We start from the raw sequence: 26028 nt of genomic DNA, 5'->3' as shown, positions 1-26028 counted from the left end.
TTGATAATTTACCTAGCCTATTCTCGGCGTGTATAAACATTCATCACCGATATATGATCGGCTGATCGTCACGGTCAGCCCGCCCACACAATAAGAGAGCCGCGTAATGAATCTGAGCAAGGTCGATCTCAACCTTTTCATCGTCTTCGACGCGATCTACACCGAAGCCAACCTGACCCGCGCCGGGCAGATTGTGGGCATTACCCAGCCAGCGGTGTCGAACGCTCTGGCCCGGTTGCGCGAGACCTTCAACGACCCGTTGTTCGTGCGCACAGCCCAGGGCATGGTGCCCACGCCCATGGCGCAGAACATCATCGGCCCGGTACGCAACGCGCTCTCGCTGCTGCGCGTGTCGGTGCAGGAAAGCCGCATTTTCAACCCGCAGCAAGCGGTCAAGACCTATCGCATCAGCATGACCGACCTGACCGAAGCGGTGATCCTGCCGCCGCTGTTCCAGCGCCTGCGCCGCCTGGCTCCGGCGGTGATCATCGAAAGCTTCCTGTCCAAACGTCGCGAAACCACCAAGGAACTGGCCGCCGGTCGCCTCGACTTCGCGGTGGATGCGCCGCTCAACACCGACCCGCAGGTGCGTCACGTCAAGTTGATGGAGGACCGCTACGTGTGCGCCATGCGCAAGGGGCATCCGCTGGCGGGCAAGGAAAAACTCACACTGGACGATTACCTGAGCCTGACCCACATCCATATTTCCAGTCGTCGCAGCGGCCTCGGCTATGTCGACCTGGCGCTGGGCAAGATGGGCATCCAGCGCAAGATCGCCCTGCGCTCCCAGCATTACCTGATGGCCTCGCAAGTGTTGCAGCAGACCGACATGGTCATGACCGTACCGGAACGCTTCGCCCGTCGTAACGATTTGCACGCCTTTTATCTGCCTGTCAACGATGTACCGCCGGTGGAAACCCACCTCTACTGGCACGAAAGCACTGACCAGGACCCGGCGAACCGCTGGATGCGCGAGCAGATGATCGAGTTGTGCCAGCAGGTGACGGCGCAGGAGAAAAAGCTCGAGAAGGTGTAGGGCGCTACACCGCGTTACCGTTCTTCGCGAGCAAGCCCGCTCCCACATTGGATCTTCAGTGGACACAATACTTGTGTCCTACACAGATCCCTGTGGGAGCGGGCTTGCTCGCGAAGAGGCCAGTAAGAACAGCGAAAAACACTGCCCCTTGACGTAAACGTCAACCTGCCATTAGCTTAGCGCCATGACCTTTTGCGAGCGCGTCCATGAGCAGCCAGACCTACAGCATTTCCGATCTCGCCCGCGAGCTCGACATCACCACCCGTGCCATTCGCTTTTATGAAGAGCAAGGCCTGCTCAGCCCCGAGCGTCGTGGCCAGGAACGCATTTACTCACCCCGCGACAAGGTCAGCCTGAAGCTGATCCTGCGGGGCAAGCGCATCGGTTTCTCCCTGGCTGAATGCCGCGAGCTGATCGAGCTCTACGACCCGTCCAGCGGTAACACCAAACAGTTGCACAGCATGCTGGCGAAAATCAGCGAGCGCCGGGAACAGCTTGAACAGCAAATGCTGGACATCGAACAGATGAAACTGGAACTCGATACTGCCGAAGAGCGCTGCGTGCAGGCGCTGGAGCAGACGCTCAAAAGCCAGGAAGTCATTCAGTAAAACCCGACCCCTTGTAGGAGCGAGCCTGCTCGCGATGGTCGTTAACGATAACGCGTGTTTGCTGGATAAACACGGTGCCTGGGAGCCCATCGCGAGCAGGCTCGCTCCTACAGGGTTCTCCGAACAATCAGCACAGGTCGAACCCCATGCCCCTCCCCACCCACGTACGCATTGTCGAAGTCGGCCCACGCGACGGCCTGCAAAATGAAGCCCAACCCATCAGTGTTACCGATAAGGTGCAACTGGTTGACGCACTGACCGCAGCCGGGCTCGGCTATATCGAAGTCGGCAGTTTCGTTTCGCCCAAGTGGGTGCCGCAGATGGCCGGCTCCGCTGAGGTCTTCGCGCAGATCCAGCGCAAACCTGGCGTGGTCTACGGCGCGCTCGCCCCCAACCTGCGCGGTTTCGAAGATGCCCTCGCCGCCGGGGTCAAGGAAGTGGCCGTGTTCGCGGCGGCGTCCGAAGCGTTTTCCCGGCGCAACATCAATTGCTCGATCAGCGAAAGCCTGGAGCGTTTCGGGCCGATCATGGACGCCGCCAGACAACATGGGGTGACTGTGCGCGGGTATGTGTCCTGCGTGCTGGGCTGCCCCTATGAAGGTCATGTCGCCCCGGAGCAGGTCGCCGTGGTCGCCCGCGAGCTGTATGCCATGGGCTGCTATGAGGTCTCGCTGGGGGACACCATCGGCACCGGCACCGCTGGCGCAACCCGCAAGATGTTTGAAGTGGTATCGAAGGAGGTGCCCCGGGAGAAACTCGCCGGGCACTTCCACGACACCTACGGTCAGGCTGTGGCCAACATCTACGCCAGCCTGCTGGAAGGCATCTCGGTGTTCGACAGCTCCATCGCAGGTCTCGGCGGCTGCCCCTACGCCAAGGGCGCCAGCGGTAACGTCGCCACCGAAGACGTGGTTTACCTGCTCAACGGCCTGGGCATCGACACCGGAATCGACCTCGACGCCTTGATGCTCGCCGGCCAGCAGATTTGCACGGTATTGGGTCGCCCTACCGGCTCCCGCGTGGCCAAGGCCCGCAGCGCACAGTGAGTGCGCTGAGTGTGTCCGGGTGTTACCGCACGGACTCAAACGTGGGCACAAGCGAGTAACACGGAAACAAATTGTAGGGTTTTGCCTGAGGCGCAAAACCCTACAAATTTTCAAACCATTGATTTTAAAGGCTTTTATAAAGTTGGCACGCCTCCTGCTATATCTATCGCATAACAAGAATAAAAAAATTGCGGCAAACCTAATAAAAACAAGACGTAACGACTCTGACATAACAAAAACAACACGGCAGAGACGCAGCTAACAGATTTTTTTGGAGAAGATGTGCTTTTCAGGGTGCTTTTCGGAGTTACCCGCAACCGGGCAGAGAATAATAAAACTACCTTCAGGTAGCTCCCGAACTGGTTGGATCGCTTAGCGAGAAAGTAGATCAGCGCTCAAAAAAATACGTTTGCTCTTGATTCCGAATGGGGATCGCCAAAAACAGCGGTAAAGGGCAACGGTTGCCAAAAACAAAAACAGACCGACCCTCAATAATAAAAAAAGAGCACGCGCAACGAAAATTAAAGGGGAGCTTCGGCTCCCCTTTGTGCTGTCTGGCATTTGAGATTTCCACGACCCCTTGCAGGAGCGAGCTTGCTCGCGAAGGTCGTCAACGATAACGCGCTCATCCTGGATCAACGCGACACGCTTGAGTTCTTCGCGAGCAGGCTCGCTCCTACAGGGGAAAGAGTCAGTCCTTGTTGATGCGCAACTCCTCGATACTGATCTCGCGCATCCGGAATTTCTGGATCTTGCCAGTCACCGTCATCGGAAACTCCTCGACGAACTTGAAGTAGCGCGGCGTCTTGAAGTGCGCGATGCGCTCCTTGCACCAGGCTTGCAGCTCTTGCTCGGTAGCGCTGTGGCCGGGGTGGAACTTGATCCAGGCGACAATCTCTTCGCCGTAGCGCGAGCAAGGAATGCCGATCACCTGCACATCCGCAACGGCCGGATGAGTGAAGAAAAATTCTTCCAGCTCCCGCGGGTAAATATTCTCACCACCACGGATGATCATGTCCTTGTTGCGCCCGGCAATGCACACGTAACCCTCGTCGTTCATGCTCGCCAGGTCGCCGGTGTGCATCCACCCAGCCTGATCGATGGCGTCCGCCGTGCCTTCAGGGTTGTTCCAATAGCCGAGCATCACGCTGTAACCGCGGGTGCATAGCTCACCGATGGTGCCACGCGGCACCAGGTTGCCCGCTTCATCGATGATCTTGCTTTCCAGTTGCGGCTGGGTGCGGCCGACGGTGGTCACGCGCAGTTCCAGGTCGTCTGAAGGACCGGTCTGCAACGACACCGGACTGGTTTCCGTCATGCCGTAGGCAATCTGCACTTCGCTCATGTGCATTTCGCTGATGACCCGGCGCATCACCTCGATAGGGCAGGTTGCGCCCGCCATGATCCCGGTGCGCAGGCTCGACAGGTCGAACCCGGCACGCTGAGGTTGATCGAGCATGGCGATGAACATGGTCGGTACGCCGTACAGCGCGGTGGCCTTTTCTTCGGCCACAGTGCCCAGGGTCAGCAACGGATCGAACGCGTCGTTCGGGTAAATCATCGTACTGCCATGGGTGATGCAGCCAAGATTGCCCATGACCATGCCGAAGCAGTGATACAGCGGCACCGGGATCACCAGGCGATCGGCCGCCGTCAAGCCCAGGCTCTCGCCAACCATGTAACCGTTGTTGAGAATGTTGTAGTGACTGAGGGTCGCGCCCTTGGGAAAACCGGTGGTGCCAGAGGTGTACTGGATGTTCACCGCCTGGTCGAAATGCAGGCTTTCCTGACGCTCGCGCAATTGTTCAGGAGACACGCTGCCAGCCAGATCCGTCAGTTGCGACCAGGGCAGGAAACCGCTGGGCGGCTGCACATCCAGGCTGATCACGCCGCGCAACTCCGGCAACCGCTCGCTGAGCAATTTACCGATGGACTGCTCCGCCAGTTCCGGCACCAGGCCCTGCACCATGGCGTGATAGTTCGAGGTCTTGAAGGCCCCGGCACACACCAGCCATTGGCAGCCGGATTGCTTCAACACGTATTCGAGTTCGGAACTGCGATACGCCGGATTGATGTTGACCAGGATCACGCCGATTTTCGCGGTGGAAATTTGGCTGATGCACCACTGCGCACAGTTCGGCGCCCAGATACCGAGGCGGTCCCCGGCTTGCAGCCCCAGCGCCAGCAGTGCCCTGGCGTGCAGGTCCGCGGCCTCGGCCAATTGCCGCCAGGTATAACGCAGCTGTTGATGGCGCACCACCAGCGCCTCCCCGTCCGGGTACTGCGCAACCGTGTTGTCGAACGCCTGGCCGATGGTCATCGCCAGCAAGGCTTTGTCCTGGGAACCACGGGTGTAACTGCGTTGCGGGCTTGCACTGGGTTGATCCATGACGACCCCTATTGTCTTTATTTTGTAGGAGCGAGCTTGCTCGCGAAGAACGTCAAGGCAACGCGTTTATCCAGACAACACGGGTTATCGTTGACGTCCTTCGCGAGAAAGCTCGCTCCTACAGAATCACCCAAGTTGACGTTAACGTAAAGGGTGATTGACAGCCATTCGTCACAGGCTTACGTTAACGTAAAGGTGAGAACCCAATCACGGCCTCCCCACCCTACAAAAAAGCCAAAAGGTGACCCATGAGCTATCCATCCCTGAACTTTGCCCTCGGTGAAACCATCGACATGCTGCGCGATCAGGTTCAGTCCTTCGTCGCCAAGGAGATCGCCCCGCGCGCCGCTCAGATCGACATCGACAACCTGTTCCCCGCCGACCTGTGGCGCAAGTTCGGCGACATGGGCCTGCTGGGCATTACCGTGCCGGAAGAGTACGGCGGCGCCGGCCTGGGTTACCTGGCCCACGTGGTGGCCATGGAAGAAATCAGCCGTGGCTCGGCTTCGGTGGCGTTGTCCTACGGCGCGCACTCCAACCTGTGCGTCAACCAGATCAACCGTAACGGCAACCACGAGCAGAAATCCAAATACCTGCCGAAGCTGATCAGCGGCGAGCACATCGGCGCTTTGGCCATGAGCGAACCGAATGCCGGTTCCGACGTGGTGTCGATGAAACTGCGTGCCGATAAACGCGGCGACAAGTACGTGCTCAACGGCAGCAAGACCTGGATCACCAACGGTCCGGACGCCAACACCTACGTGATCTACGCCAAGACCGACCTGGAAAAAGGCCCTCACGGCATCACCGCCTTCATCGTCGAGCGCGACTGGAAAGGCTTCAGCCGCAGCAACAAGTTCGACAAGCTCGGCATGCGCGGTTCGAACACCTGCGAGCTGTTTTTCGATGACGTCGAGGTACCGGAAGAAAATATCCTCGGCGTGCTCAATGGCGGCGTGAAAGTGCTGATGAGCGGCCTCGACTACGAGCGCGTCGTGCTCTCCGGCGGCCCGACCGGGATCATGCAGGCGTGCATGGACCTGATCGTGCCGTACATCCACGACCGCAAGCAGTTCGGCCAAAGCATCGGCGAATTCCAGCTGATCCAGGGCAAGGTCGCCGACATGTACACCCAACTCAACGCCAGCCGCGCCTACCTGTATGCCGTGGCCCAGGCTTGCGAGCGCGGCGAGACCACGCGCAAGGACGCCGCCGGCGTGATCCTCTACAGCGCCGAACGCGCTACGCAAATGGCCCTCGACGCGATCCAGATTCTCGGTGGCAACGGCTACATCAATGAATTCCCGGCCGGCCGTCTGTTGCGTGACGCCAAGCTGTACGAAATCGGCGCGGGCACCAGTGAGATCCGTCGCATGCTGATCGGTCGCGAACTGTTCAACGAAACCCGCTAAACGGAGCTGCACATGGCTACCCTGCATACCCAGCTCAACCCCCGTTCAGCGGAGTTCGCCGCCAACAGCGCAGCGATGCTCAAGCAGGTCGACGCGTTGCACACCCTGCTCGCCCAAGTGGCGCAAGGTGGCGGCCCGAAGGCTCAGGAACGCCATACCTCGCGGGGCAAACTGCTGCCTCGCGAGCGCATCAACCGCTTGCTGGATCCGGGTTCGCCGTTTCTGGAGATCAGCCAACTGGCGGCGTACGAGGTGTATGGCGAAGACGTCCCCGCTGCTGGCGTAATTGCCGGGATCGGCCGTGTGGAAGGCGTCGAGTGCATGATCGTCGCCAACGACGCCACGGTCAAAGGTGGCTCGTATTACCCGCTGACGGTGAAAAAGCACCTGCGCGCCCAGACCATCGCCCAGCAGAACCGTCTGCCGTGCATCTATCTGGTGGACTCTGGCGGCGCCAACCTGCCACGTCAGGATGAAGTGTTCCCGGACCGCGAGCACTTCGGACGAATCTTCTTCAACCAGGCCAACATGAGCGCCATGGGCATCCCGCAGATTGCCGTGGTCATGGGTTCCTGCACCGCTGGTGGCGCGTATGTGCCGGCGATGGCCGACGAAGCGATCATGGTCCGCGAACAAGCGACCATCTTCCTCGCCGGCCCGCCGCTGGTGAAAGCCGCGACGGGTGAAGTGGTCAGTGCCGAAGACCTCGGCGGGGCCGATGTGCACTGCAAGATTTCCGGTGTGGCCGACCATTATGCCGAGAGCGATGAACACGCCCTGGCACTGGCACGCCGCAGTATCGCCAACCTCAACTGGCGCAAGCAAGGCGAGGTTCAGCAACGCACGCCGATCGCCCCGCTCTACAGCAGTGACGAGTTGTACGGCGTGGTCCCGGCCGACGCCAAGCAACCGTTTGACGTGCGCGAAGTGATTGCGCGGCTGGTGGATGGTTCGGTGTTCGACGAGTTCAAGGCGCTGTTCGGGACGACGCTGGTCTGCGGTTTTGCTTACCTGCACGGTTACCCGATCGCGATCCTCGCCAACAACGGCATCCTCTTCGCTGAAGCGGCGCAGAAAGGCGCGCACTTCATCGAACTGGCATGCCAGCGCGGCATCCCGCTGCTGTTCCTGCAAAACATCACCGGTTTCATGGTCGGGCAGAAGTACGAAGCTGGCGGCATCGCCAAGCACGGCGCGAAACTGGTGACCGCCGTGGCCTGCGCCAAGGTGCCGAAGTTCACCGTGATCATCGGCGGCAGTTTCGGTGCTGGTAACTACGGCATGTGCGGTCGCGCCTACGATCCGCGCTTCTTGTGGATGTGGCCGAATGCGCGCATCGGCGTGATGGGCGCCGAACAGGCGGCCGGCGTGCTGGTGCAGGTCAAGCGCGAACAGGCCGAGCGCGGTGGCCATGGTTTCAGCGCCGAACAGGAAGCCGAGATCAAGCAACCGATCCTCGACCAGTACGAAGAACAGGGTCACCCCTACTATTCCAGCGCGCGTCTGTGGGACGACGGTGTCATCGACCCGGCCCAGACCCGCGACGTACTGGCCCTGGCCTTGTCCGCGTCGTTGAACGCGCCAATCGAACCGAGCCGCTTCGGCGTGTTCCGGATGTGATCCGACCTCTGTAGGAGCGAGCTTGCTCGCGATAGGCGTTAACGATAACGCGGAGCATCAGGTAGCCAGCGTCGGTTGAGCGCTCATCGCGAGCCTGCTCGCTCCTACAGAAGAATAGAGTTGTGGAGACGGACAATATGAGCGACTTCAACACCCTCGAACTGCTGACCGACCCCCGTGGATTTGCCACGCTGTGGCTCAGCCGTGAAGAAAAGAACAACGCCTTCAATGCCGAAATGATCCGCGAACTGATACTCGCCCTCGACAAAGTCGCCAGCGATGCCAGCCTGCGGTTTCTGATCGTGCGCGGTCGCGGCAAGCATTTCAGCGCCGGCGCCGACCTGGCCTGGATGCAGCAATCGGCCGAGCTCGATTACGCCACCAACCTCGATGACGCCCGGGAACTGGCGGAATTGATGTACAACCTGGCCAAACTGAAGATTCCGAGCCTGGCCGTCGTGCAAGGCGCAGCCTTTGGCGGCGCGTTGGGCTTGATCAGTTGCTGCGACATGGCCATCGGTGCCGATGATGCGCAATTCTGCCTGTCGGAAGTGCGCATCGGCCTGGCACCCGCGGTAATCAGCCCGTTCGTGGTGCAAGCCATTGGCGAGCGCGCTACACGTCGCTACGCCTTGACCGCTGAGCGCTTCGGCGGGCAACGGGCACGGGAAATCGGATTGTTGTCGGAGAGCTATGCAGGTGCCGAGCTGGAACAGAAAGTCGATCAATGGATCGACAACCTGCTGCTCAACAGTCCGGCCGCGATGCGCGCCAGCAAGGACCTGTTGCGCGAAGTCGGCGACGGCTCACTGACCCCGGCATTGCGCCGCTACACCGAAAACGCCATCGCCCGCATTCGCGTCAGCCCCGAAGGCCAGGAAGGCCTGCGCGCCTTCCTGCAAAAACGTCCGCCGAGCTGGCAAGCCGAAACCACCAAGGAGCCCCGTTGATGAGCGCACCTGTCCTCACCACCCTGCTGGTGGCCAACCGTGGCGAAATCGCTTGCCGGGTAATGCGTACCGCCAAGGCCCTGGGCCTGACCACCGTGGCCGTGCACAGCGCCACCGACCGTGACGCCCGGCACAGCCGCGAAGCCGACATTCGGGTTGACCTCGGCGGCAGCAAGGCCGTCGACAGCTATCTGCAGATCGACAAACTGATCGCTGCCGCCAAGGCCAGCGGCGCCCAGGCGATTCACCCCGGCTATGGCTTTCTGTCGGAGAACGCCGGGTTCGCCCGCGCCATCGAAGCGGCCGGCCTGATTTTCCTTGGCCCGCCCGCCTCGGCCATCGATGCCATGGGCAGCAAGTCCGCCGCCAAAGCCCTGATGGAAACCGCTGGCGTGCCACTGGTGCCCGGTTATCACGGCGAAGCCCAGGACCTGGAAACCTTCCGCGCCGCCTGCGAACGCATCGGCTACCCGGTGTTGCTCAAGGCCACGGCCGGGGGCGGCGGCAAAGGCATGAAAGTGGTCGAGGACGTCAGCCAATTGGCCGAAGCCCTGGCCTCGGCCCAGCGTGAGGCGCAATCGTCGTTCGGCGACTCGCGGATGCTGGTGGAGAAATACCTGCTCAAGCCACGTCACGTGGAAATCCAGGTCTTCGCCGACCAGCACGGCAACTGCCTGTACCTCAACGAACGCGACTGCTCGATTCAACGTCGTCATCAGAAAGTCGTCGAAGAAGCACCGGCGCCAGGCCTGAGTCCGGAGCTGCGGCGCGCCATGGGTGAAGCCGCCGTACGTTCGGCACAGGCCATCGGCTACGTCGGTGCCGGCACCGTGGAGTTTTTGCTGGATGCGCGCGGCGAGTTCTTCTTCATGGAGATGAACACCCGCCTGCAGGTCGAACACCCGGTCACCGAAGCCATCACGGGCCTCGACCTGGTGGCTTGGCAGATTCGCGTGGCACGCGGCGAAGCGTTGCCGATGACTCAAGACCAGGTGCCGCTGGTGGGGCACGCGATCGAAGTGCGGCTGTATGCCGAAGACCCGGGCAATGATTTCCTGCCGGCGACCGGTCGCCTGGAGCTGTATCGCGAATCCGCCCAAGGGCCGGGGCGTCGAGTGGACAGCGGCGTTGAAGAAGGCGATGAAATTTCGCCTTTCTACGACCCGATGCTCGGCAAGTTGATTGCCTGGGGTGAAGACCGTGAACAGGCGCGCTTGCGCCTGCTGAGCATGCTCGACGAATTCGCCATCGGCGGGCTGAAGACCAACATCAATTTCCTGCGGCGCATCATAGGCCACCCGGCATTTGCCGCTGCCGAACTGGATACCGGCTTCATTCCCCGTTATCAGGAACAGTTGCTGCCGACCCCAGCGGAACTCAGCGATGATTTCTGGCAAGCCGCCGCCCAGGCGTTCGCCCAGAGCCAGCCTCATGCAACCCGCGCCGATGACCCGAGTTCGCCGTGGGCTGCACCTAACGGGCTGCGTGCCGGCTTGCCGAGAGAAATCACCCTTCACTTGAGTTGTGAAGGTCAGGACCGTGCGCTGACGCTGGGCGACATCAATGCCCACAGCGCTCGGCTCAAGGGCGAGCAACTGCTGACCGAACTCGAAGGCGTGCGCCGTCAGCACCGCGCAATACGCCGTGGCGACTATGTGTATTTGCAGTGGGATGGCGAGTTGCGCCGCATCGAGTCGTACGACCCGATCAGCGCCGTCGAGGCCAGCCACAGCCATCAGGGCGGGCTGACCGCTCCCATGAACGGCAGCATCGTCCGGGTACTGGTAGAGGCCGGGCAATCGGTCGAGGCCGGAGCGCAATTGGTGGTACTGGAAGCGATGAAGATGGAGCACAGCATCCGCGCGCCCCACGCCGGGGTGATCAAGGCGCTGTATTGCCAGGAAGGCGAAATGGTCAGCGAAGGCAGTGCGCTGGTCGAACTGGAAGAAGCGTGAAATGAAGATCGGTCCTACGCATCGCGAGGACCGATCTGATCAGAACCTGGCTGTTGCCTGAACCACCACACCGATGATTCGACACTCTTCGGTGTACAAGGCTTTCGGATACGTCGGATTGAGCGGGACCAGATAACGCTGCCCGCCCTCTTCGATGAGCTTGCGGAACGTGGCTTCGTTGCTGCCCGGCCACTGGGCAATGACCAGTTTGCCAGGCTCGACGTCCACCGCAGGGTCCACCAGGATCAGCATGCCTTCCGGGATGCTGATGCCATTGGGTGCGGTCATCGCATCGCCTGCCACTCTCAACCAGAATGCCGGCCCCCGGGCGTGGTAATCGGACAGTTCAAAGTGCCCTTTTCCGTACACCGGGACCTCGCCGTCACGCACTTCGGCAGGTTCGCGCCAGTCACTGACCGGGTAGCGAAAGTACGGGTTGTACTTCTGTGTCAGGGGGATTTCGTCGTCCGTTGACGCCTGCGGCTCCCGGATCACCAGCGCCACTTCGAGAAACTCAAGGCCCAGCGCCCGCAGCACACGGTTCATGTCTTCGATGCCGGGTTCACGACGTTTGTTGAGCCAGTGGCCAATGCCGCCCTGGGACATCCCGAGGCGCTCGGCGAGTATCTCTTGAGTGATTTTGAGTTCACTCATCTTGGCCTTGACCAATTCAATCCATTTATCCATGTGCGGCACGATACGTGGGCGACTCCAGCCATCAAAACACAAAATGTAGTATTTAAATTGTCGTCACAAATACAGTTCGTATTAGGATCGGTTCACGGATCTGAATCTAACACGGAGCTTGCCATCGCCATGAACCAACCCACCAATGACCTGCCGGACATGCACATCGACACCACCTTTACCTCGCCCCTGGACTCAGCGGCGGCACAACGCGCGCTGGACTATTACTTGAAACCAGCTGTTTCGGAGGGAGTGGCCGAGCCGCGTTTTTTTGATGTAAACCGCAATATCAGCGGCGAAGAGGCGCTGGTCCATGCCCTGGACCTGTTGCGCTGTGCTGCCGCCACCGCGTACGAGTCCGCCAATCACCTGCAAGGCGCAAGCCGCGACCTCGCGTTTTCGACCGTACACATGATCGACATGGCCAAGGCGATGGTCGATCGATCGCTGGAGAAGTATGAAAACGGTTGAGCTGAGAAGACAAATCGAGAGGGCAGGAAAGAATTTTCCTGTCGCGCAGGCAAAAACATTTGACTTACAAACGAGAATGATTATTATTGCATCAGCTGGTCGCGAGATCAGTCGATGGACCAGGTGACCTTAGGTCGGTCTCCTGGACTATCTCCTCATCAGGCTAATCACGGTTTTTGACCCGGCTTTTTGCTGGGTCTTTTTTTTGCCAGTTTTTCTGGCTTTGGCTTCAGGCTAATGAAGTCTTTGGGTGCCGCAAATTCGATGGCGCGGATGATATCAAAAGAATTCCAGTTGGCAAGAGAAGCCCGGCATCATTGGTTCAAACCAGCGACAGATAGCACTTGAGAATCAATCGCATAGCCTCTAAGCTGCGGCGGCGTCAAGGAGGACGCCCCCACCCTCGCACCCCGCAATTCCCCTCGGTTTCACCCCACTCTTGCGTGTAAAGTAGCCACCATAAAAATCATTTTCAGGACCCGATTATGGCCGTGGCTAAATCTTCTTTCGACATCAGTGCCAACTTCGACAGCGGCAATATCCAGGTAATCGATGTCAGCGACCCGCTCAAGCCCCTGCTGGCGATCCGCCCCGATACCAAGAGCAACCATTTCCAATGGTTTCACTTCAAGGCCAGCGGCCTGCATGTCGGCCAGGAGCACTGGTTTCGCCTGAACAATGCCAGCCAATCCTCCTACAACAAGGCCTGGGCCGGCTATCAGGCGGTGGCGTCCTACGATCACGTCAACTGGTTCCGCGTACCGACCATTTTCGAAGGCGACTGCCTGCGCTTCAGCCTCGAAGCCGAGCAGACCCATGCCTGGTTCGCCTACTTCGAACCCTACAGCCGAGGCCGCCACGACTGGCTGATCGAGCAGGCGCTGACCAAGGCCGGCACCGAACTGCTGGCCACCGGCAAGAGTGTCGAAGGTCGCGACATCCAGCTATTGCGCAAAGGCACCGGCGCCGAAGGCCAGCGCAAAGTGTGGATCATCGCCCAGCAACATCCGGGCGAGCACATGGCCGAGTGGTTCATGGAAGGTGTGATCGAACGCCTGGAAAGAAACGACGACCCAGTGCTGAACAAGCTGCTGGCCGGCGCCGATCTGTACCTGGTGCCGAACATGAACCCGGACGGCGCCTTCCACGGACACCTGCGCACCAACGCCATGGGCCAGGACCTGAACCGCGCCTGGCAGAACGCCAGCCAGGAAATCAGCCCGGAAGTCCTGTTCGTTCAGCAGCAAATGGAAAAATACGGCGTCGATATGTTCCTCGACGTCCATGGTGACGAGGAAATCCCTCATGTGTTCACAGCTGCTTGCGAAGGCAATCCGGGTTACACACCGCGGATCGAAAAACTCGAAGAGCACTTCCGCAACCACCTGAAACACACCACAAAGGATTTCCAGACCAAACACGGCTACACCCGCGACGAGCCGGGTCAAGCCAACATGACGCTGGCCTGCAACAGCGTGGGCCAGAAGTACGACTGCCTGTCGCTGACCCTGGAAATGCCGTTCAAGGATCATGACGATCATCCGAACCCGTTGACGGGCTGGTCAGGCAAGCGTTCGAAGCAGCTGGGCAAGGATGTGCTCACCACCATTGCGGATATGGTCGATACCCTGCGCTGATCTCCCTTCAAGATCAAAAGATCGCCGCCTGCCGCAGGCTGCGATCTTTTTCTCCATTGCAACTAGCCGCGATCCTTGCCCCGCAACATGCTGTCCAGCACATCATCCCGCCGCACCCAGCCGTGAAACAACGCGGCCGCCAAATGCAGCAACACGGTCAGAAACAGCAGGTACGCCAGATACCCATGGGCCTTGCGCAAAAACGCAAACAGCTGGGCGTTCGCCGGCACGATCGATGGCAACTGCAGCGAACTGCTGAGCATCACCGGTTCGCCCGACGCCGAAATCATCGTCCAGCCCAGCAGCGGCAAGACCAGCATCAAGGCATACAGCAATACATGCGAGGCCTTGGCCGCCATCGCTTGCCAGCCCGGCAAATCCGCCGGCAGCGGTGGTTGCGTGGTGGAGAACCGCACCACCAGCCGCACGATCACCAGCAGCAAGATCGCGACACCCAAAGGTTTGTGCAGATTGATCAGCCATTCATGCCGTTCGGACACCGAGGCGACCATGCCGGCACCGATAAACAGCATGGCGATGATCATCAGTGCCATCAGCCAGTGCAGCAGTCGCGCCAATGGAGCGAAGTGGTTGGGTTGGGTGCTCATTGCTGGGCCTCCTGTTTGGCGGCGGGCAACTGGCTGACTTCGCTGGTGCGACGCAGGTAGGAATTGGCGTAACCGGCTGAACGAGCGGCGAGCAACGGGTCGTCGGATGCTTCGATACCGGCGGGTAAAACCAGCGGATCGTAATTGATGTCACGGCATTCGCCATTGAGTTGCGGCTGGGTTTTTTCCAGCACCAGCGTGCCTGCGTTCAACACTTTGCGCCCTTCAGGCCAGGCTTTGCTGGCGTCGTTTACTGGATCGCCGGGATTGGCCAGGATGATATTCAACTGCCAACGCAACGGTCCTGCGGCTATACGCTGAACCAGGTCTTTCTCCAGAAAGTCGCTGCCCTCGGGCGCCATGGCACCCGACGCATCCTGCGCTACCGGCACCATGCTCCAGCGCACAGCCTGGCGTTGTCCGGCAGCGTTCACCAGATAAAACGCGTTGACGCTGTTATAGGTCTCGGTGACGTAACTGGCTGACGGTTTGGCGGTCTTGATCCAGGCCAGAAAGGGTGCAGCTTCCGGATGCGCTCCGAAAAACGCCGGAACCGCGGTCGGGTTCGGCTTGCCCGTAGCCGGGTCCGGCGACTGCGCCTGCTGCAATTGATAGAACGCCTCGGGCGTGCCTACCGGGAACACCGGCATGCTGTTCATCCCCGTGCGCCACTGCTGGCCGTTGGTCTGGGTGAAGCGCAAGGCCATGCTGCGGATCGGCACGGCACTGTCCGGAGCATAAGGGTTGCCGGCCGGCAAGGCGAAACGCCCGACCACCGGCGTCCGAGCTTCGTTGAACACCTGGGCGGTGGAATAGCTGCGCGCCTCACCGCTGCTCTCGAAATGCCCGATCACGCACACGCCTTTGGAATGGTTGCGACGGAAACCCGGATGCACGCCGTTGTTGGTTTCCAGCACGTTGATCAGTTTCTTCGGGGTCAGGCGCTGTGGGTCAAAGGTGCCGTTGACGTAGGCAAACGCCCCAGCCACGGCAGCAACGACCACGGCAATGCCAGCCAGACGCAACGTCAGGCTTGCAGCACTCAAGGGTGGCCGGGTTGGCGGTGATGATCGATCTACCATGAAAGACTCCAGGGCCATCGGCCACAAGTGAGAAGAATCAAGCAGACGAACCGCATGCAGGTTTATTCCCACGCGCGGTGTTTATTTTTTCTGACGTGGAATAACCTCCGGTACCGGACGTCTTCCTAGTCCCAAGCGTAGTGACTAGTCAGAACTTCATGAACGATATCGACGAACAACTGAGGGAAATCATTCCAGGATTGCGACGGTTCGCCGTGTCGTTGACGCGCAACACCAGCAGCGCTGACGACCTGGTGCAAGCGAGCCTGGAGCGGGCACTCTCGAGTTGGGCTGGCAAACGCGCCGAGGGCGACTTGCGCGCCTGGCTGTTCTCGATTCTCTATCGGCAGTTTCTCGATGCTCACCGTCGCTCCCGGCGCTACGCGCGCATGCTCGAATTCTTCACCGGGCGTGACGATGCCCAGCCCTCGGTGGAGCGCACCGTGATTGCCCAATCGACCCTCAACGCCTTCGACCGGCTGCCCACCGAGCAGCGCGCGCTGCTGCTCTGGGTGTCGGTGGAAGGTTTGAGTTACAAAGAGGTCGCCGAGATTCTCGACGTACCCACCGGCACCGTGATGTCCCGCCTGTCCCGGGCTCGCCAGGCCCTGCGCCAACTCAGCGATGGCGAAATCAACCGCCCTTCCCTGCGGAGACTCAAATGATCAGCATGCCCCCCAGCGAGCGTGACCTGCACGCCTACGTCGACCACCAACTGAGCGACGCCGACCGACGCCAGGTGGAGACTTTTCTGGCCGGCAACCCGCAGATGGCCGCGCAAGTGCGCGCCTGGCAGCAGGACGCCCAGACACTGCGCGCAGCTCTGGGTGGTGCCTTGCAACAACCCTCGAACCCGGACCTGGATCCGGCGGTTATACGCCAGCGCCTTAAACGCCAATCCCGTAGACACCTGGCCAGTGCCGCGGTGTTGTTCATCGCCGTCAGCGTCGGCGGTTTCAGCGGCTGGCAAGCGCGGGAGATGACACTGGCGAGCCCCCAGCTTCCAATGACCGATGCACTGCAGGCGTATCGCCTGATTGCCCAGCAAGGCCTCCTGCCGGCGGATTTCAAAGTCGGCGACGACGGTGACATGCAAGGCTGGCTCGACCGCTACTTCACACAGGCCAATCGCCTGCCCGACCTTTCGGATAGCGGTTTCAAACCGGTTAGCGGGCGCCTGCTGAGCACCGAGCAAGGCCCGGCGGCGATGGTGGTCTACGAGAACCAAAGCGGGCAGAAAATCAGTTTCTACGTGCGCCCGCCAGGGCCGAAAAATTTCCTGCTGCCCAGGGGCAGTCGCAGTGATGGCGAGTTGCAGGCCGAGTACTGGTCGGGAAGTGGCTACAACTATGCGATGGTCAGCCCGGCGGATACACCGGCGGCGCGGATGCTCAAACAGACCACTCAATTCTGATCGCCATCCAGCTGCTTTTTTTTGTGGGAGTTTGCGGTGTTCCTTTAGAGCCCAGTGACGGTGGCCCGGAATATTCCGACACTGCTGGAAGCAGATTCCCTGCTCTGGTTACACTATGGCGGCGCAGCACAAAGAGCCTGCCCGTACACCAGAGGTGATATCCCAGTGGCCGTTCGACCGCCCAGCCGTTCGCGAATCAAATCGCGCTGGCAAACGTTGCGTCGCCTTCTCGGCAAGGCACCGGCTGCCGGCAGCGCCACGGCCGGCCAGGTCATCCACGACTACTTTCGCCATCAGGCCCATGCCCAGGGTTACACCCTCAGTCACAGCCAACAGCGGGTGATCGACTGCATGGCCCGGCATGCCTGCATGCTGATGGGCACTGCGGCGAAACCCCTTCCCGGCCTTTACCTGCATGGTGCCGTGGGGCGCGGCAAAAGCTGGCTGCTCGACGGGTTTTTCCGGGCCATTCCCCTCGCGCAAAAACAACGCCTGCACTTCCATCAGTTTTTCGCCCAACTGCACCAGGGCATGTTCGAGCACCGCGATCAGGCCGACGCCCTGGCGATCACCCTCGATGAACTGCTCAGCGATTGCCGGGTGCTGTGTTTCGATGAGTTCCATGTGCACGACATCGGCGATGCGATGCTCATCACCCGGTTGTTCAAGGCACTGTTCCAGCGCGGCATCCTGTTGCTGGTCACCTCCAATTATCCGCCCGAAGGCCTGTTGCCCAATCCGCTGTACCACGCCCGCTTCAAACCGGTGATCGACTTGATCAATACGCGCATGCAGGTGATGGAGGTCGGCGGGCCCCACGACTACCGCAGCCAGGCCCGAACCCATGCGCATCAGTTGTTCACTCAAGGTCACTACGTCTGGCCGGCGAGCGTGGCGCAACGACAATCGCTGAACCTGCCCAGGCACAATGCCCCGCCTGTTTCGTTGCCGGTAGGTACCCGGCATTTGCGAGCACGTTTCTGCGAAGGGCGCGGCGTCGGTTTTACCTTCACCGATTTGTGCGATCAGCCCACGGCGGTGATGGATTATCTGGAGCTGTGCCGCCGGTTCGACCGCTGGATCATTGATGAACTGCCACTGCTGGACGATTGCACGATTGCCGCCCAGCAGCGTTTTATCAATCTCATCGACGTGCTGTACGACCAGGACAAGCACCTGACGTTGCTCGGGCAGCACTCATTGCGCGAAAGCCTGGGTGGCGATGCCATTGATCTGGCGCGCACGCGCAGCCGATTGGGACAACTGGTCGAAGTCAGCGAACCGGTCTGATCGATAGCTTTTTGTTGCATTGACTGACTTCTTCGCGAGCAAGCCCGCTCCCACAATGGATTTGTGTCGGATACAGAATTTTTGATCTACACCGATCAAATGTGGGAGCGGGCTTGCTCGCGAAGGCGGCCTGACAGTCGCCACATCTTTCCCGCTATCATGTCGCCCATTTCCGGGGCCCCGCGCCCTCCTCTAGGTTAATGGCGAATCTGTTCATGCATACCCTTGCTCAATTGCGCGCCGGCGAGTTGTCGGGCATCACGCGGCTGGATCTGGCCGAAGGCCTGACCGAGTTTCCCCGGGAGATCTTCGATCTGGCGGATTCGCTGGAAGTGCTCAACCTCAGCGGCAATGCTCTGAGCGCGCTGCCAGAGGACTTGCATCGCCTGACCCGTTTGCGCGTGCTGTTCTGCTCCGATAACCGTTTCACCGAATTGCCGGCCTGTGTTGGCCAATGCGCTGCACTGACGATGATCGGCTTCAAGGCCAACCGTATCGCCCACGTGCCCGCAGCGGCACTGCCACCGCTGCTGCGCTGGCTGATCCTGACCGACAATTGCATCGAGACGCTGCCGAGCGCGTTGGGAGAGCGGCCATACCTGCAAAAGCTGATGCTTGCCGGTAACCGCCTGCAGGCGTTGCCGGAGTCGATGCACAATTGTCATCGGCTGGAGCTGATCCGCATCGCCGCCAACCAGTTCACCGACTTGCCGCAATGGCTGCTGACGCTGCCAAGCCTGACCTGGCTGGCCTACGCCGGTAATCCGCTGGAAACCGAAGCCGATGCCGCCGCCCTCGATGCCACACCGCGCATTGACTGGTCGGCATTGCACCTGGAGAAAAAACTCGGCGAAGGGGCGTCCGGAGTGATTCATCAAGCTGTCTGGCAACCGACCGACCAACCGGCCATGCCCGTTGCGGTGAAGCTCTACAAGGGCGAAATGACCAGCGATGGCTCGCCGCTGCACGAGATGAACGCCTGCATCACCGCGGGCCTGCACCCGAATCTGATTCGCGTCGAAGGGCGGATTGTCGATCACCCGCAACAAACCGCCGGGCTGGTCATGCAGTTGATCCCGCCGAGTTTTCGCAACCTCGCCAGCCTGCCGAGCCTGGCGTCGTGCAGCCGCGACATTTATGCCGAAGGCTTGCGTTTCAGTGCGGCGGTGGCGCTGCGCATTGCCTCGGGCATTGCCTCGGTGGCCGAACACTTGCACAACCACGGCATCACCCATGGCGATCTCTACGGGCACAATATTCTGTGGAATGAACAGGGCGATTGCTTGCTGGGGGATTTTGGCGCGGCGTCGTTCCACGGGATTTCCGACAGCCTGGAAAGCCGCGCCTTGCAGCGGATCGAGGTGCGGGCGTTCGGGGTGTTGCTGGGCGAACTGCTGGAGCGGGTTAATTCGGGGTTAAGCGACGAACAGCGTGGGGTACTGGAAGATCTGCAACAGCGTTGCTGTCAGCCGCAAGTGCTGGCACGGCCGGGGTTCAGCGAAATCGTGCGGCAATTGGAAAGTCTGTGACCGCTGCGCGGTCAATCGCGAGCAAGCTCGCTCCCACAGGGTAGCGCTAAACCTGTGGGAGCGAGCTTGCTCCGGGCGGCGATCCGACGATGACGGTCTGTCAAACAACATGACCGTCATTGACACAAAGACTTAACCCGCCAACCCGACAAACATGTCCTGCACGTCGTCGTGGTTATCGAGGCCTTCGAGGAACGCTTCGACTTCCGCCATCTGCTCATCGCTCAGGCCGCTGACCGGGTTTTTCGGCTGGTAGCCCAGTTTGGCCGACAGCACGGTGAAGCCTTGTTCCGGCAGGGCTTTCTGCACCGCGTCGAGGTCGGTCGGTTCGGTCAGGAACAGGGTTGCACCCTCTTCACCCGGCTCGAAATCCTGTGCACCGGCTTCGATGGCGGCCATTTCCGGATCGGCGTCCGGGGTGTCCGGCGACGCTTCGATCATGCCGACGTGGTTGAAGTCCCAGGCCACCGAACCGGAAGCCCCCAGCTGACCCTTGCGGAACGCCACGCGGATCTCGGCGACGGTGCGATTGATGTTGTCGGTCACGCACTCAACGATCAACGGCACCTGATGCGGGGCGAACCCTTCATAGGTCACGCGATGGTATTGCACGGTTTCGCCCAGCAGGCCCGCGCCCTTCTTGATAGCACGATCCAGTGTTTCCTTGGGCATCGAAGCTTTCTTGGCCTGTTCAACCACCAGGCGCAAGTGCGCGTTGGTAGCAGTATCAGCGCCGTTGCGCGCAGCAATGGTAATTTCTTTCACCAGTTTGCCGAAGATCTTGCCCTTGGCATTGGCTGCCGCTTCTTTGTGTTTAACCTTCCACTGTGCGCCCATTTCTCACTCTCTTATCTGTGGCATCTGTGGCGCCGAGACATCTATTGGCCGACGCTTTGCACAAGTTTATACGGCCTAAAGTTGGCAATCGACCAAAAAATCCCGACTTGCATCGACATCTTCACCAGCGGTTGTAGGGCAATTCGGAAATGTCGCTTTACCGTACCCGCAATGCGCCGGGGTTTCGTACGCTTTGCACCCTACTCCACAGCGGTAGCGCGTTCGATGCACAACGACAAGGATAGTCCCACCACCCTGACGCTTCTCGAAGACGACCTGAGCTTCCAGGTGGTCCGGTTCAGTGGTCATGAAGCTCTCAACCAGCCCTATCGATTCGACATCGAGGTGATCGGGCTGGCACCAGCCCTGAACCTTGAGCGATTGCTGCACCAACCGGCGTTCCTCGAATTCGGCCACGATCAAGGCATTCATGGCGTGCTGGACAGCGCCAGTTGTGAACATCGAAGCGGGCACCGGGTCGCTTACAAGCTGGTGCTGGTGCCTCGTGTCCAGGTGCTGGAACAGCAACGATGCCGACGTATTTTCCAGCACGCCAGCGTGCCCATGATCCTGCGCCAATTGCTGGAGGAACATGGGTTGCCCGTCAGCAGTTATCGCTTTGAACTGGCAACCAGGCACTATCCCCTGCGACCTTTTTGCATTCAGTACGAAGAATCCGACCTGGCGTTGCTGCAACGGCTGTGCGAGGAAGAAGGCATTCACTATCACTTCGAGCATCAACGCGACGGCCATGTGCTGGTGCTGGCCGACGACAGCCTGAGTTTTCCCCAGGAGCCACTGCTCATGTCGATGAGCGGCGGCGCCCCCGGCGAACACCAGGAACCGGTGATCCGCGAACTGTTCCAGCGCCATGACGCCACGCTCTCCCCTGTGCGTCCAGGCGCCAGGAATCCGGGTGCAGCGGACATCAGCGAAGGTGCAGCCAATCACTCGTTCGCCACGGCGAGGCACTGTCCCGCTGGCGAGCAACAACATCGCGACCAGCTCAGCCGTCGACAACTGGAACGCCTGCGCTGCCGTCACCAGCAGATCCACGGTCAAAGTAGCCAGGGGGCATTACGCAGTGGCCGGATCCTGCAAGTGGCCGAGCACCCGCTGGCGAATTTCAATGATCAGTGGCTGGTTACCGAAATCCGCCATCAGGGGTGTCAGTCATCCATTCTGCTCGACGACACACCGGGCATGGCCTCGGGTTACCGCAATCAATTCAGCGCCATCCCCTGGTCGACGGTATTCAGACCAGCGCTCAAACAACCCAGGCCGAGTATCCCCGGGTATCAGCCCGGTCGAGTGTGCGGCCCGGTCGGGCAACCGGCGGCAGTGGACGAGGACGGCCGGGTTCAGGTGAACCTCTGGCCCGCCACCCAACCAGCCGCAGCAGAGTCCAACGGCCTGTGGCTACCGCTGGCACTGACCACCGCCGAGGACTGGATCGATCCGGCCCGCTTGCCCGTGGCTGGCAGCGAGGTACTGGTGATTTTCCTCGACAGTGACCCGGATCGCCCGGTGCTTTGTACGGCCATGGGCCCTCGGCCACAACCTCACCGCCCTCGCCCGCATGAGCCCCGTGGCGATACCCGCCTGCTGTTCGACTGGCTGCTCACCCGCTCGGACCCTGCACCCTGACGCTCAACCCTTGTCAGCCTTGCCGGCTGCAGCAGCGAACTTCGCCAGACGCACGTCCAGATGCCGTGGCCGATGCCCGTGATCCTCCGCGCGCTCCTTGCGGCGGATGGCGTTGCGCACCATCAGCGAGCCGATATAGCGAATCGGCTCCGGCGGGAAAAAGCCCAGAGGGCCATTGACCAGCGGCGAACGGGTCCAGGGGTTGTCCAGGCCTTGAACCATCGACGCCAGAATCTGCCCGCCCATGTGGCAGGGGCCGACGCCGCTGCCGGAATAGCCGAAACCGTAAAACACATTGCCACTGGCGCTCATCTGCCCGAAGAACGGCAGCCCGGTCACCGATCGATCCGATGGACCGTTCCAGGTTGCCTCGACCTTGACGTCGGCAAACGCCGGGAAGAAATCCGCGAGACTGCTCTGCAACAGGCCGGCATAAGGCGATGGCTGATCGAACACCGGCAGCATGCGCCCGCCATAGGCAAAGGTGTTGCCGCCCTTGCCGAGCATGATCCGGCCGTCCGGCGTGTTGTGGTAGTAGTGCACGAAAATCCGCGAATCGAGCACCGTGACGCCGCTGGTCAGGCCGATTTCGTCGAGTAAATCCGGCCGAGGCTCGGTGATCAGCATGTCGCTGGAAACGATCGCCACGCTGCGTTCGAACTGCGGGAACGCCCGGGCCATCCAGGCGTTCATCGCCAGCACCACGCGGTCGGCGCGAATGGTGCCCTTGGGGGTTTGAATGCCCGCCGGCCGGCCCTCCTCCAGCCCGGTCATCGCGGTGTTTTCATGAATCCTCACCCCCAGTTGCAGGGCTACCCGGCGCAAGCCACGCACCAGTTTGCCCGGCTGCACACTGGCCGCGGCCGGGGAAAACCAGCCCTCCAGGTGTTTGCTGGAACCGGCCATGCGCTGCACATCGGCCACTGGTCGCTGGGTGAACGAGTTGATGCCGTTGCGCTCCAGCGCCGCGATCACAGCGTCGGTCGAGCCGACCTGCGCGCGATTGGTCGCAGTGTAGAGGGTGCCATCGAGGCGGTAATCGGCGTCCACCCCATACTGTTCGCAGAAGGCGCCGATGGCATGGATGCTGCGCTCGGACTCTTGGACCAGACGCACGGCTTCTTCGACGCCGAACAAACGTTCGAGGGTGAAATACTTGGCCGACCACGACAACGCACAACCGCCATTGCGTCCACTGGCCCCGGCACCGCAGATGTCCGCTTCGATCAGCAGCACATCCAGTTCGGGGTTCTGCTCCTTGAGCATGATCGCGGTCCACAACCCGGTGTAACCACCGCCGACGATACAGACATCGGCGCGGGCGTCGCCTTCCAGTGGCGGACAGGTTTCGGATGCATCAGCCTTCAAGGCCTGGTCCAGCCAAAAGGGTCTCATGGGGTCAATCTCCGGTCAGTGGCCCACACGCCGGCCTGCCGCAGGTGCAGCAGGCGACGAGGGACAGGATTCAGGTACGCAGGGGTTTGATGGTCATCGCTTGATTGGGCACGTAGGCGAAGTGAGTGCCCAGGCCACCGGGGCGGCTGTTCCAGTGCGGGATCAAGACCAGCGCCGAGAACATGGCGCAGCCGGCGAAGACGATGAACACGGTAACGGTGTCGAAGTAGCCTGGCAGCAGCCCGCCGAGAATCGCCCCGACCGAACCGCAGCCGTTGACGAAACCGGCTGCCGTGGCGCCGGCCTTGGCGGTGCCGAAGTCGATGGCGGCCGCGCCGCTGATCATCGAGTCCGGTCCGTAGAGGGTCAGGCCCATGACGAACAGCAGCGCCACCACCAGCAGCACGCTGCCGGTATGCAGGGCGCCCATGAAAAACGCCAGGGACACCGTCAGCGCCAACAGGCTGATCACGCAAGCCGGCATGCGCCGGGCGCCGAACAGTTTGTCCGAGGCCAGGCCAATCAGGATCGGCCCGAGCAACCCGGCCAGCTCGAACGCAGTCGGAATGATCGCCGCGCCGACCTTGCCCACCGAAGGCATCTGTTCGAAGACGATCACCGGCCCCCACAGCAGAATCGCGTAGCGCGCCGGCTTGAGCATGAAGTACGCCAATCCCAATACCAGCACCGTGCGGTTGCGCAGGATTTCCTTCAAAGGCTCCCACATGCTGATTTTGCTTTGCGCCTCGGCTTGTTCGGCGGTCAGCTCAGGCTCCGGCTCCACCGCCGGCAAGCCGACGTCTTCCGGTTTGTTGCGTTGGAAAATAAAAAACAGCACGGCGACCAGCCCAACCACCGCCGCACTGGAAATGAACGCCGCATGCCAGCTGCCGATGAGCGTGTACGCCCACCAACCGGCAAACGGCGAGGCTACCAGGCCACCAAAGGCGTAGCAGGAACTCCACAGGCCCAATACCCGTCCGCGTTGCTCGGAGGGAAAGAAGCTGCCGAGGTTCTTGCACAGCCCCGACCAACCGGTGGACTGCGCCAGGCCTTGTATCAGCATGCAGGTAGCGAAAATCGGTAACGTTGCGAAGTTGCCCATCACCAGCGCCGCGGCGGCGGAAATCAGCAACCCGCCGAGCACCACAACTCGCGGGCCAAAACGGTCTGCGAGGATGCCCCAGGTGAACTGACCGACGGCGTAAGCCGTCAGGTAGATGGCGTCGAGGTTGGCCATGGCCATTTTGTCGAGCATGAAGGTCGGGTCTTCGCCAATACCGAGCTTGGCGACCGAGAATGCTTTGCGGGTGAAATAGAACGCGGCGTAGGCGAGCCAGGTGATCGCGAAGATCTGCACGCGCCAACGCTTGATGGTGCCGATGTGCTTGTTCATTGTGGTTCTGACCTCAGGGTGTGAGTGTGCCGGCAGAATTGGAAGAAAACGCCTGTGTTTTTATTGTTGAGCACTGCGATATCGCCCTGTCCCTACGGCGGATACCGGTCAGATGAGTCCTGTAGTTGCACGCACAGGCTCATGGCACCCGCTGCTGTTCGACTGACCAGTCAGCGGGGCTGAGGTGGATAAAAACAATTACTGACTAATAAGTGAAATCGATTTATCGTATTTCAAATATAAGCCCAGCTTGTTACTGGAGATTCCCATGTCGGTGTCCCACGCCCAGCTCAAAGCTTTCCACGCCGTGGCGGTCCATGGAAGCTTTACCAAGGCCGCCGAACGCCTGTTTCTGACGCAACCGGCGATTTCCGACCAGGTGCGCAAGCTCGAAGAGCGCTACGGTGTTTTGCTGTTTCACCGCAACAAACGTTCGGTGCGCCTGACCGATCTGGGCGAGCGTCTGTTGAGCGTTACCCAGCGGCTTTTCGTGATCGAGGCGGAAGCCCAGGAACTGCTTCAGGAATCCCAGGCCTTGCAGACCGGTAGCCTGATTCTGGCGGTGGATGCACCGGTGCACGTGCTGCCGCAGATTGCCCGGTTCTGCGAACGCTACCCCGGGATCAGCGTGAAGATCGAAACCGGCAACACCGATGAGTCGCTGTTTCGACTGTTCAACTATCAGGCCGACCTTGCATTGCTGGGCCGTGATGTCAGCGATGAACGCCTGATTTCACTGCCCCTGCGCAACGACCCGATGGTTGCGTTCGTGTCGCGCAATCATCCGTGGGCCGACCGCGAATCCATCACCCTCGCCGACCTCGACGACACGCCACTGGTGTTGCGGGAAATCGGTTCGGTGACCCGGCAGACGCTGGAGGAGGAAATGGCGGGGGCCGGGTTTCGCATTCGGCCGGCGATTCAGGTTGAAGGTCGCGAGGCAGCTCGGGAGGCAGTGGTGGTGGGGATTGGGGTGGGCGTGGTGTCGGCTGCCGAGTTTGGCGCGGATTCGCGGGTGT

22 protein-coding genes are annotated in these 26028 nt (G+C 60.7%); 15 read left to right on the top strand and 7 right to left on the bottom strand.

Annotated elements, in window-relative coordinates; translation table 11 throughout:
- The first annotated feature begins 106 nt into the window (after positions 1-106).
- The 3 genes from KGA98_RS24405 to KGA98_RS24395 all read left to right on the top strand — a co-directional run bounded on the left by KGA98_RS24405 (position 107) and on the right by KGA98_RS24395 (position 2690).
- Entirely contained in the window at positions 107-1036 is a 930-nt protein-coding gene (locus KGA98_RS24405) for a LysR family transcriptional regulator (RefSeq protein WP_090456650.1), read from the top strand.
- Between the two features lie 206 nt (positions 1037-1242).
- A complete protein-coding gene (locus KGA98_RS24400; RefSeq protein ID WP_057714129.1) occupies positions 1243-1644 on the top strand; it encodes a MerR family transcriptional regulator in 402 nt (133 codons plus the stop codon).
- 146 nt (positions 1645-1790) lie between these two features.
- Entirely contained in the window at positions 1791-2690 is a 900-nt protein-coding gene (locus KGA98_RS24395) for a hydroxymethylglutaryl-CoA lyase (RefSeq protein ID WP_150812596.1), read from the top strand.
- A gap of 691 nt (positions 2691-3381) precedes the next feature.
- Here the strand turns inward: KGA98_RS24395 and KGA98_RS24390 are convergent.
- Positions 3382-5079 (bottom strand): AMP-binding protein, encoded by a 1698-nt coding sequence (locus KGA98_RS24390; protein WP_223504166.1) that lies wholly within the window; start codon positions 5077-5079, stop codon positions 3382-3384.
- 248 nt (positions 5080-5327) lie between these two features.
- Between KGA98_RS24390 and KGA98_RS24385 the strand changes: the two genes are divergently transcribed.
- The 4 genes from KGA98_RS24385 to KGA98_RS24370 all read left to right on the top strand — a co-directional run bounded on the left by KGA98_RS24385 (position 5328) and on the right by KGA98_RS24370 (position 11016).
- The gene (locus KGA98_RS24385; RefSeq protein WP_007946948.1) at positions 5328-6491 is read left to right on the top strand and encodes an isovaleryl-CoA dehydrogenase; all 1164 of its coding nucleotides are present in this window, start codon (positions 5328-5330) and stop codon (positions 6489-6491) included.
- Between the two features lie 12 nt (positions 6492-6503).
- Positions 6504-8111: a carboxyl transferase domain-containing protein gene (locus tag KGA98_RS24380; protein ID WP_057714126.1), complete on the top strand. Its 1608-nt coding sequence runs from the start codon at positions 6504-6506 to the stop codon at positions 8109-8111.
- 137 nt (positions 8112-8248) lie between these two features.
- On the top strand, positions 8249-9061 hold the full coding sequence (locus tag KGA98_RS24375; RefSeq protein WP_057714125.1) for a gamma-carboxygeranoyl-CoA hydratase: 813 nt from the start codon (positions 8249-8251) through the stop codon (positions 9059-9061).
- Entirely contained in the window at positions 9061-11016 is a 1956-nt protein-coding gene (locus KGA98_RS24370; RefSeq protein WP_223504163.1) for an acetyl/propionyl/methylcrotonyl-CoA carboxylase subunit alpha, read from the top strand. Before KGA98_RS24375 ends, KGA98_RS24370 begins: the two co-directional genes overlap by 1 nt.
- 39 nt (positions 11017-11055) lie before the next feature.
- On the opposite strand, the gene KGA98_RS24365 is transcribed toward KGA98_RS24370, so the two are convergent.
- Positions 11056-11703: a LexA family protein gene (locus KGA98_RS24365; RefSeq protein ID WP_150812591.1), complete on the bottom strand. Its 648-nt coding sequence runs from the start codon at positions 11701-11703 to the stop codon at positions 11056-11058.
- A 129-nt stretch (positions 11704-11832) separates the two neighbouring features.
- On the opposite strand from KGA98_RS24365, the gene KGA98_RS24360 reads away from it, so the two are divergent.
- Both KGA98_RS24360 and KGA98_RS24355 read left to right on the top strand, forming a co-directional pair.
- Positions 11833-12174 (top strand): DUF6124 family protein, encoded by a 342-nt coding sequence (locus tag KGA98_RS24360; RefSeq protein ID WP_223504161.1) that lies wholly within the window; start codon positions 11833-11835, stop codon positions 12172-12174.
- A 485-nt stretch (positions 12175-12659) separates the two neighbouring features.
- A complete protein-coding gene (locus KGA98_RS24355; RefSeq protein WP_057714121.1) occupies positions 12660-13811 on the top strand; it encodes a M14-type cytosolic carboxypeptidase in 1152 nt (383 codons plus the stop codon).
- Positions 13812-13873: 62 nt separating this feature from the next.
- Here the strand turns inward: KGA98_RS24355 and KGA98_RS24350 are convergent, their stop codons facing one another.
- Both KGA98_RS24350 and KGA98_RS24345 read right to left on the bottom strand, forming a co-directional pair.
- Positions 13874-14419 (bottom strand): cytochrome b, encoded by a 546-nt coding sequence (locus tag KGA98_RS24350; RefSeq protein WP_057714120.1) that lies wholly within the window; start codon positions 14417-14419, stop codon positions 13874-13876.
- On the bottom strand, positions 14416-15501 hold the full coding sequence (locus KGA98_RS24345; RefSeq protein ID WP_223504159.1) for a catalase family peroxidase: 1086 nt from the start codon (positions 15499-15501) through the stop codon (positions 14416-14418). The genes KGA98_RS24350 and KGA98_RS24345 overlap by 4 nt, the downstream gene beginning before the upstream one ends.
- 158 nt (positions 15502-15659) lie before the next feature.
- On the opposite strand from KGA98_RS24345, the gene KGA98_RS24340 reads away from it, so the two are divergent.
- The 4 genes from KGA98_RS24340 (at position 15660) to KGA98_RS24325 (ending at position 19734) form a co-directional block, all read left to right on the top strand.
- Positions 15660-16166, top strand: coding sequence for a sigma-70 family RNA polymerase sigma factor (locus KGA98_RS24340; RefSeq protein WP_090456673.1), 507 nt, complete (start codon positions 15660-15662; stop codon positions 16164-16166).
- Positions 16163-16915 carry an anti-sigma factor family protein gene (locus KGA98_RS24335; RefSeq protein ID WP_223504157.1) on the top strand — a complete coding sequence of 251 codons (753 nt, stop codon included), beginning with the start codon at positions 16163-16165 and terminating at the stop codon, positions 16913-16915. The genes KGA98_RS24340 and KGA98_RS24335 overlap by 4 nt, the downstream gene beginning before the upstream one ends.
- Positions 16916-17080: 165 nt before the next feature.
- Positions 17081-18205, top strand: a complete 1125-nt coding sequence (zapE, locus tag KGA98_RS24330; RefSeq protein ID WP_223504155.1) for a cell division protein ZapE — start codon at positions 17081-17083, stop codon at positions 18203-18205.
- Positions 18206-18420: 215 nt separating this feature from the next.
- Positions 18421-19734: a leucine-rich repeat-containing protein kinase family protein gene (locus KGA98_RS24325; RefSeq protein WP_223504153.1), complete on the top strand. Its 1314-nt coding sequence runs from the start codon at positions 18421-18423 to the stop codon at positions 19732-19734.
- A gap of 132 nt (positions 19735-19866) precedes the next feature.
- Here the strand turns inward: KGA98_RS24325 and KGA98_RS24320 are convergent, their stop codons facing one another.
- Entirely contained in the window at positions 19867-20571 is a 705-nt protein-coding gene (locus KGA98_RS24320) for a YebC/PmpR family DNA-binding transcriptional regulator (RefSeq protein WP_056854673.1), read from the bottom strand.
- A gap of 225 nt (positions 20572-20796) precedes the next feature.
- Between KGA98_RS24320 and KGA98_RS24315 the strand changes: the two genes are divergently transcribed.
- Positions 20797-22218 carry a type VI secretion system Vgr family protein gene (locus KGA98_RS24315; RefSeq protein ID WP_223504150.1) on the top strand — a complete coding sequence of 474 codons (1422 nt, stop codon included), beginning with the start codon at positions 20797-20799 and terminating at the stop codon, positions 22216-22218.
- 3 nt (positions 22219-22221) lie between these two features.
- Here KGA98_RS24315 and KGA98_RS24310 read toward each other — a convergent pair whose 3' ends face one another.
- Together KGA98_RS24310 and KGA98_RS24305 are read right to left on the bottom strand one after the other, a co-directional pair.
- Entirely contained in the window at positions 22222-23613 is a 1392-nt protein-coding gene (locus KGA98_RS24310) for an FAD-dependent oxidoreductase (RefSeq protein WP_223504148.1), read from the bottom strand.
- Between the two features lie 70 nt (positions 23614-23683).
- Positions 23684-25009 (bottom strand): MFS transporter, encoded by a 1326-nt coding sequence (locus KGA98_RS24305; protein WP_057714112.1) that lies wholly within the window; start codon positions 25007-25009, stop codon positions 23684-23686.
- Between the two features lie 268 nt (positions 25010-25277).
- Here KGA98_RS24305 and KGA98_RS24300 point away from each other — a divergent pair.
- A partial coding sequence (locus KGA98_RS24300) for a LysR substrate-binding domain-containing protein (RefSeq protein ID WP_223504146.1) occupies positions 25278-26028 on the top strand: 751 nt, incomplete at its 3' end.

Origin of the sequence: Pseudomonas sp. BF-R-24 (assembly GCF_019947335.1) — a bacterium.
Lineage (GTDB): Bacteria > Pseudomonadota > Gammaproteobacteria > Pseudomonadales > Pseudomonadaceae > Aquipseudomonas > Aquipseudomonas jessenii.
Note: the sequence above shows the minus strand (reverse complement) of the source record. Positions and strands in the feature narration are given on the sequence as shown.